The 1,737-nt window shown below is 65.7% G+C and carries 2 protein-coding genes; one reads left to right on the top strand and one right to left on the bottom strand.

The genetic code is table 11. The features are described from left to right. Positions 1–20 precede the first annotated feature (20 nt). Complete coding sequence (locus AC1DVT_RS20055) at positions 21–1,328, bottom strand: ABC transporter substrate-binding protein (RefSeq protein ID WP_477391129.1); 1,308 nt, start codon at positions 1,326–1,328, stop codon at positions 21–23. A gap of 145 nt (positions 1,329–1,473) precedes the next feature. On the opposite strand from AC1DVT_RS20055, the gene AC1DVT_RS20060 reads away from it, so the two are divergent. Further along, the coding region (locus tag AC1DVT_RS20060) for a FadR/GntR family transcriptional regulator (protein WP_477391131.1) at positions 1,474–1,737 on the top strand (264 nt) is incomplete at its 3' end.

Consider the following 1,737-nt stretch of genomic DNA (forward strand, 5'->3'; position numbering starts at 1 on the left):
CCCCTACGCACGGCGCGCCTCTACTGGTTGAGGATCACGTCCATCTCGGTGAAGAACTGCGAGACCGCGTCGTCGACCGTGATGGTGCCGAAGTTCAGCTCCTCTCCGAGCTGGCGGAACTTCTCGTGAAGGGACCCGTAGCCGGCGATCGGCACCGGCGGGGAGTCGCCCAGACGGTCGGCGATCGAGGCCTCGTAGTCCGCGATCTGCTGGCTCATCTCGTCGAGCTCGGCCGCGTCGCGCGCCGTCTCCGAAGCGGGCAGRCCGCGGTTGGTGCCGAAGATCTCACCGGACTCGGGCGAGTTGATCAGGAAGTCGATCAAGGTCGCGGCAGCGGCAGGGTGCTCCGAGTTGGAAGCGATGGAGTACATCTGAGACGCCTTGAGGTACAGATCCTTTCCGCCCTTCACTGACAGCGGCGGAGCAATCAGCTTGATCTCGTAGCCCTCACCGAGATTGCCGAGGAATCCCGACCCCGAGTTGTCCCATGTGGTGTCACTCGCGCTGAGCGCGCTGTCGAAAGCGGTCAGCGGCTGCACCTCGGTGATGCGCTGCTGCGGCACCACTGATGCGTCCGTGCGCAGGCCGGCGCTCGAGTTCCAGAACTTCGCGAGGCGCTTTTCATCGAAGCCCGGTTCGCCGTCGTCGCTGAACAGGTACGAGCCCTCCGCGCGCAGCTGCAGCTCGAAGTTGGTGAACCGCGTGTTCGGGTCCACGCCGCCCCACACATCGACTCCGGCGGCGGAAGCCGCCGCGCTCACCTCGGCGATCCAGTCGTAGTAGTCGTCCCATGATCCGCCCGAGAACTCCTCGACGCCGAGCTGGTCGAGGAGGGTCGTGTTCAGGAACAGCCCCCACGAGTTCGTCGAGAGGGGCACCGCCGTGGTGACGTCGTCGACGACTCCGGCCTCCAGGACACCCGGTTCGATGCCATCGGTCTGGATGGTCGTGCCCAGGTACGGCTCGAGATCGAGCAGTGAGCCGCTCTGCGAGTACTGGCGAAGGTACGCGAGGTCCATCGTCACGACATCGGGAAGCCCCTTGCTGGCCGCTTCGATCTGGCGCTTCTCCCAGTAATCGGCGGGCGCGAGGAAGAGGACGTCCACGTCGATATTGGGGTTCTGCTCTTCGAAGACGGCGATCGCCTCGTCGTAGAGCGCTGCGCGCACGTCGTTGCCCCAGAACGAGAACGAGATCGACACGTTCTCCTCGGGGTCGACGGTCGCCGCTGGTTCGGGGGCTGCGGAGGCGCAGCCCGACAGTGCGACTGCCGCAGCAAGGCCGGCGCCGATGGTCATGGCGACCGCGCGCCTGTTGGTCAACTTCATTGTCTAGTCCCTCGTCCTCGAGTTCAGGAAACGTTTTCTCACGAAAGCGTAAGAAGAGCGACTTGCGTCGCTTGGCTCCAGTGTGACAAACCGGTTGACCGAATGCAAACCGCAGACTGACCGTGCATTGCCGTAGGTTGTTCGCATGCCCGCCTTTCCCGATGATCGATCGGCCGAGATCTCGGCCGCTCTCGGCGCCCTGCCCAGCGGCACGCCGGTGTCGGAGGTGGCGCGGCGCCTCATGGATCTGTTCACAAGCGGGTCGATCGAGCCCGGCACCCGTCTCCCGCCGGAGCGGCACCTCGCCGCGACTCTCGGCGTGGGCCGCTCCGCCGTGCGAGAGGCGCTCGCCGCCCTCGAGATCCTCGGCATCGTCGATGTGCGACCGGGCTCGGGCACCTACCTGCGG

It is taken from the genome of Microbacterium sp. P2_F9 (assembly GCF_056403635.1).